7 protein-coding genes and 2 tRNA genes are annotated in these 5,517 nt (G+C 70.7%); 8 read left to right on the forward strand and 1 reads right to left on the reverse strand.

Annotated features, from left to right (window positions below):
• Positions 1 to 275: 275 nt before the first annotated feature.
• The 5 genes from VEW93_13510 to VEW93_13530 all read left to right on the forward strand — a co-directional run bounded on the left by VEW93_13510 (position 276) and on the right by VEW93_13530 (position 3,424).
• Positions 276 to 941, forward strand: a complete 666-nt coding sequence (locus VEW93_13510) for a hypothetical protein (GenBank protein ID HYI62810.1) — start codon at positions 276 to 278, stop codon at positions 939 to 941.
• A gap of 518 nt (positions 942 to 1,459) precedes the next feature.
• Complete coding sequence (locus tag VEW93_13515) at positions 1,460 to 1,759, forward strand: hypothetical protein (GenBank protein ID HYI62811.1); 300 nt, start codon at positions 1,460 to 1,462, stop codon at positions 1,757 to 1,759.
• Between the two features lie 12 nt (positions 1,760 to 1,771).
• Positions 1,772 to 2,347: a hypothetical protein gene (locus VEW93_13520; protein ID HYI62812.1), complete on the forward strand. Its 576-nt coding sequence runs from the start codon at positions 1,772 to 1,774 to the stop codon at positions 2,345 to 2,347.
• Positions 2,344 to 2,745 carry a hypothetical protein gene (locus VEW93_13525; GenBank protein ID HYI62813.1) on the forward strand — a complete coding sequence of 134 codons (402 nt, stop codon included), beginning with the start codon at positions 2,344 to 2,346 and terminating at the stop codon, positions 2,743 to 2,745. The genes VEW93_13520 and VEW93_13525 overlap by 4 nt, the downstream gene beginning before the upstream one ends.
• 103 nt (positions 2,746 to 2,848) lie before the next feature.
• Positions 2,849 to 3,424 (forward strand): hypothetical protein, encoded by a 576-nt coding sequence (locus tag VEW93_13530; protein HYI62814.1) that lies wholly within the window; start codon positions 2,849 to 2,851, stop codon positions 3,422 to 3,424.
• A 79-nt stretch (positions 3,425 to 3,503) separates the two neighbouring features.
• Here VEW93_13530 and VEW93_13535 read toward each other — a convergent pair whose 3' ends face one another.
• Complete coding sequence (locus VEW93_13535) at positions 3,504 to 4,769, reverse strand: hypothetical protein (protein ID HYI62815.1); 1,266 nt, start codon at positions 4,767 to 4,769, stop codon at positions 3,504 to 3,506.
• Between the two features lie 348 nt (positions 4,770 to 5,117).
• Between VEW93_13535 and VEW93_13540 the strand changes: the two genes are divergently transcribed.
• The 3 genes from VEW93_13540 to VEW93_13550 form a co-directional block, all read left to right on the forward strand.
• Positions 5,118 to 5,190 (forward strand) — tRNA-Thr (locus tag VEW93_13540).
• A 41-nt stretch (positions 5,191 to 5,231) separates the two neighbouring features.
• Positions 5,232 to 5,308: transfer RNA gene (locus VEW93_13545), tRNA-Met, on the forward strand.
• Between the two features lie 70 nt (positions 5,309 to 5,378).
• On the forward strand, positions 5,379 to 5,517 hold a 139-nt coding region (locus VEW93_13550), incomplete at its 3' end, for a GTP-binding protein (protein HYI62816.1).

Consider the following 5,517-nt stretch of genomic DNA (forward strand, 5'->3'; position numbering starts at 1 on the left):
CCACCTGCGGGCGCTACAGCGGGGATGAGCGCTACACCGAAACCTTCCGGGTCGCCTGACCCACATCAGCGAGCCCACCAGCTCGCACACATGAACCCTCGGCCGGTCCCCGCACCACTCGGTGCGGGGACCAGCCGCGTCTCTGACCTCCTCCGATCCCTTTTCGTTGTGTCTCGACCTCGCGCACGGGGCGCAACGCAACCTGTGTTCCACTGCGGAGCATCGGACACATGTTGTGCGCCGGTACACAACCCACCACGAATGGAGAGTTCACCATGAACAAGTCAACCCGCCGCCGTTCGATCGCGGCGCTACTCGCCGCTATCGGCTGCCTGCTCCTGATGGCCACGCCGGCCACCGCGGCCACAACAACACTCTACGTCCACGCCGGAACGCTCGACATCGACATCGACGGTGATCCCGAAGACGAGATCATCATCGAGGTCGGCGGCGAGGATCATACATGCGCTGACCCCGACGCCCCGCCGAGCGAGTTCATCGTGGATGACGATGGCACGACCACCACAGTCGAGGAGATCCGGATCGGTGAGCCCAAGGGTGGGGGCGTCTACGCCAGCTACTTCACCTTCGGAGGCAACGAGTATCAGCTCGACCTGGCGCTTGGTGATCCGAACGTTCTCGGTTTTGGATCGAACCACGGTGCGATCACCGGCACCCACCCGAACCAGAGTCTCACGCAGAACATCCTGTTGGAAGGATGGATCTCCACCACCAGCGACTGCGTTAAGGGTTCGGATATCTGCCACTTCGCCATCGAGATCTCGGTCAGCGGCGCTATCAACACAACAACCATGAGTGTCGGGCCTTTGAACGGCGGCGGCGCTCCCGCCGTCGACTTCTGTGACTCGCCGTTCGCCTCCCTGTCGGCGGGCGAGGCACTCGTCACAGGCCTCACGCTTGATGATTCGGTTCCGGTCTGAGGTTGCAAGAGCACTAAGAAATACTGAGGCCTTCGGTCTCTCTGTTGCAGGTGATCCCCGCACCACATCCGGTGCGGGGGTCGCCCGCGTCTGGGGGCGATCCCTCAAGGAGTGACGCCGGTGGACGTTGGCAAGGCCGCGCATGGGTGGCAACGATAGGAGGGCTACAAACGAGTGGGGCAAGGACCCTTTCGTGCGAGTCATTGGAAAGGGAACCGGTCGTGACGGGAGTGAACTTTGGTCGACGGCGGTTGTTGCGCCTAGCTGGTGCTGGCGTTGTGGTCACCACCGCTGGTGTGGGCGGCATGGCGAGCTCGGTTCTGGCACGGCCCAGTGGTGCGAGCGATCCGCCGACGCTGGATGAGTTCGATCGGCCGGCGGGTTTCCTTGCAGTTCCGGCTCGGATTACGGAGATCGTCGAAGGTTCGGTACGAGTCGAGCCTCTCGAGCCCCATCCTGAGGCCGAGGGGTGGGACTTGATCCCCGCCTTCGGATTCCCGCTAGGCGCGGAGCCCCGGGTGGGGGACAAGGTCACCGTGGGGGAGGCGGTCGAGGGCGAGGGCTTGGTGGCCGCTCCGTTGTGCCGGTGGGTGGAGGGTATCCCCGTCTCGGCCTCCAACGAGGGGTACGCCGTCGCCGAGCGTTTCACCATCCCGGCCGCTCAGATGGACCTGGAGTCTCGGGTGGCGTTGCAGGGGGCCGTGGCCGACGGCACCAGCCTGGCGGCGTGCCTCCTCGACACCAGTCTGGAGACCTCCGTGGTGCTGCAGGTCCGGGTCGTGCCCCCGCCGCCGCCCCCGCCCCCGCCGGCCGGGTAGCGCAGGGAACCAATGCTCGCTCTCACCGCGTTCGTCTTGGTGCTGGCCGTGCTGGTGCTGGTCGCGCTGTTCGCTCTCATGGACCAGTACCGGACCCTCGAGCTGGTGCGGGAGCACCTCGGCATCAACGACACGCCCCAACCGCTGCCCCATCCCGACCCGGCCCCGCGGCCCTCCGAGGCGGGCCTACCCGCGGAACTCGACACCGCCGGCCACCTCGTTCTGCTCTTCCTGTCGACCACCTGCGGCACCTGCAAGACGGTGGCCACCGCCCTGCGAGGCAAGCCCACCGCCCACCTCCACGTCGTGCTCAAAGCCCACTCACCGGCCGTCGGAGCGGAGTGGTGCCGCGAGACGGGCCTCCCACCCGAGCGCGTCACCCTCGACGTGACCAGCAGCGTGGCCGACGCCTACCAGCTCCGGACCACCCCGGCGGCCTACGTCCTCGACCGGGGGCAGGTCCTCCTGGCCCAGACCATCCCCTCCTTCCGCCAGCTCGCCCCGCTGCTGACCCCCGGCGCCACTGTCCTCCCCCGCCCACCCACGCCCGTGACCGCCGGACCCCAGCCCTCACCCGGGAGCCCATGATGGACTCGCACCTCACCGCACCGACCGACATCGACTGCGTCACCTACGACGAGGCCGACGACGTCGGCGCCCTGCTGACCAAGCGGATCAGCCGACGGCGGGGCTTGGGCGTCCTGGCCGGGGCCGCCACCGCTCTCATCGGTGGCCTGTCGTCGGCCTGCGGCATCATCCGCCGGGCCGATCCCTGCACGCCCGTCCCCTCGCCGGCGTGTTGCCACCTGGCCTCCTGCATCGAGTGCACGTGGGCCGGCAGCAAGGACCAGTACGCCTGCCCCGAGGGCTTCCAGCAGTCGTACTGGACCTGCATCGACGAGCTGGGCCAGTCGGTCGTGTGCGGCGAGTGCACCCCGGGCACCAGCTGCTTCCGGGGCCCGTTCGCCTGCTCCATCTGGTACTGAGCTGATGAGCACCACCTGGTGCGTGGCCCTGGCCACGGTGGCCGGCTTCGCCCAACTCTTCAGCCCCTGAGGACAGTCCTTCATCGGGATCATCCGCCCCTTCGTGCAAGGGGACTCGTCGCGCCGAGGCGCCGAGGGCCGGCACTTCCTCCCGGTCCTGGTCATCGCCCACGTCCTCACCGCGTCCATCATGGTCCTGGTGCTGCACCAGGTCGGCACCGTCGTCCTCGCATCCGTCGACTGGGACCTCCGAGTCGGCGTGCTCGCCGTCCTGGCCGTCGGCGGTGCGGCCGTCGACGTGCGGGCCGTTCTCCGGGGGGGGATGGCCGTCGGGTTGGCCCGTCAGACGCCCAAGGCCGTCGGCCACGACCCCCGGCGCCCTTGGTGGGTCACCCCCATCATTTGGGGCACCGACACCGGCCTGATCTGGACCACGTTCCGGGTGTCGTCGACGTCGTGGGCGCTCCTCGCCGGCGCGCTCCTGGCCGTCGTCCCCCCATGGGCCGGCGCCGTCTACGGCGTCGCCTTCGCCGTGCCGCTCAGCGTCTCGGTCTTGACCGGCCGAGGAACCCGGGTCGGGCAGGTCGGCAGCCGGTTGACGACGGTCTCCACCCAGGTCGCCCAGGTGGCCGGCGCCTCTGTGCTCGCCCTCCCTCTGCTCGTGGCGCTGATCGGCTGACGGTGCGCAGGCGCGGGAGGCGGTGTCGGCGCCCTGCCGCCGCTGCCCACCCGGGGGGCCGTCGATGAGCGGGGGCGGCCTACGCTGCCCCGTGGGCCGCCGCCGGCGTACGGGAGGACATCGTGTCGGGCGTCGGCTCCAGGACCACCAGGGCGCCGGTGAGGGCCTCCAGGCGGGCCCAGGAGGCCACCTCCTCCTCGGCGGTGAGGAGAATCACCTGCGGGCTGCCGGCCGAGCGGGACAGCAGCTCCAGCAGGGGGGCCTTCAGGCCGCCGTCGAGGCCGGTGAAGGGTTCGTCGATGACGAGGGGGAACGTCTCGCCCAGGTCGCCGAGGGTGCGGGCCCGGGCCATGCGGGTCAGCAGGGCGTGGGCCAGGTCCGAAGCCAGGTCGCTGTTGCCGGGAGCGCTGGAGGACATGACGCCCAGGTTGCGCACGTCGGCCCGCAGCCGGGCGGCCACCGCGATGTCGCCGTGGTGCTCCAGGGCCCAGTCCACGCTCACGTCGCCGGCCAGCTCGAACCACTGGGCGGCGGCGGCCCGGTGGTCGGTGGCCGCGGCCAGCACCCGGCGGCGGGCCTGCTCGCTGGAGACCAGGCCGTCGACGCGCTGCACGTGGAACCCGAGGTACGACTCGGCCCCGGCAGCATCGAGGGCCTCCTGCTCGTGCTGGCGGGCCCGGTCGGCCCGGGACCGGTGCCAGAAGGCCACGGCCAGGCTGGCGGCGGTGATGGCCACCAGCGGCACGGCCAGCAGCGGGTTGGCCAGCAGGGCCGCCACCGTGCCCACCACCCCCACGGCGGTGACGCCCCGGGCCAGGCGCGTCGCCCGGTTCATCGATCCCAGGGCCTCCTCCAGGGACGTGTGGCGGCGCTCGATGCGGTCGATGATCTCGGCGTCCTCGGGGGCGGTGCCCGAGGCCAGGGCCTCGGCCTGCAGGGCCTCGTCGGTCACCCGCACCCGGGCCGCGGCGGCCCACAGCGCGGTCTGGTCGACATCGGCCAGCCGTTGCACCACGGTGTCGGCCTGGGCCTGCACGGCCAGGTCGGCGTGGGTCACCTTCAGAGCCCGACGGGCGCTGGCCACGTCCAGGCCGTGCTGGGCGTAGAGGTCGGCGCCGCCGCTCTCGGCATCCGGCGTGATGTCGGTGGCGGCCTCCACATCGACCAGCCGGGCCCGCCCGTTGACGGGTCGGAACACGGCCAGGTGACGGCCGCCGTCGGTCACTACCTCCAGGTGGATGCCGGGGCGGCTGGGGCCCAGAGCGCCGAGCAGCTCCCCGGCCAGGCTCTCGCGCTCGAGTTCCCCCAGGCCGGTGATGACCGTCAGCCGGGGGTGGAGGTCCATCGCGATCGTGTGGCGTCCCGCCTCGATCACCATCCTGCTCATGCGCACCCAGCGCCTGTCGGCACCACCGAAGCCGAGTTGAGCCCGGCGCCCTGTGCGACCTGGGCCGGTACGGGGAGGAGCTGTGCCTCCAACCCCGCCCCTCGGACGGCTCCGCACCCGCTCCGGTCGAGGGGGGTGGCGGCCCGGGGACGCCGCCCGCTCCAGCCCCGGCCGGGGCCCGCCCGGCGGCCCCCACGCCGCACCCCAGAGCGTCCCGCGCGGGCCGGCCTGACCCGCTTAGGGAGCGGCCCGTCGGCGCGCCTAGGATGCTCCCTCGGCTCTCCGGCCGTGCGCCGGAACCGCCGCGCCTCCTTAGCTCAGTCGGCAGAGCGTTTCCATGGTAAGGAAAAGGTCGTGGGTTCGATTCCCACAGGAGGCTCCCAACACTTGGCTCCGGTCCGCCGGCGCAGCCCTGACCAGGGCGACGTAGCTCAGTTGGTGAGAGCACTCGGCTCATAATCGAGGGGTCGTCGGTTCGAACCCGACCGTCGCCACCACATCCGATCACCACCCCCCAGGGGCCGGGCGTTGCCCGGGCCCTCGGACGCGCCGAGGAGGCACCCACCCATGGCCAAGGAGAAGTTCGAGCGGAACAAGCCGCATCTGAACATCGGGACGATGGGTCACATCGACCATGGGAAGACGACGCTCACGGCTGCGATCACGAAGACGTTGCACGATGCGGATCCGACGACGGCGTTCACGC

The sequence above is a fragment of the Acidimicrobiales bacterium genome, assembly GCA_035630295.1.
Taxonomy (GTDB): Bacteria; Actinomycetota; Acidimicrobiia; order Acidimicrobiales; family Iamiaceae; genus Iamia.

What these genes read in the sequence shown, in the direction of transcription:
- VEW93_13510 (HYI62810.1), top strand. Translation starts at nt 276, where the DNA reads ATGAACAAGTCAACCCGCCGCCGTTCGATCGCGGCGCTACTCGCCGCT.
- VEW93_13520 (HYI62812.1), top strand. Translation starts at nt 1,772, where the DNA reads ATGCTCGCTCTCACCGCGTTCGTCTTGGTGCTGGCCGTGCTGGTGCTG.
- VEW93_13525 (HYI62813.1), top strand. Translation starts at nt 2,344, where the DNA reads ATGATGGACTCGCACCTCACCGCACCGACCGACATCGACTGCGTCACC.
- VEW93_13535 (HYI62815.1), bottom strand. Translation starts at nt 4,769, where the DNA reads ATGGACCTCCACCCCCGGCTGACGGTCATCACCGGCCTGGGGGAACTC.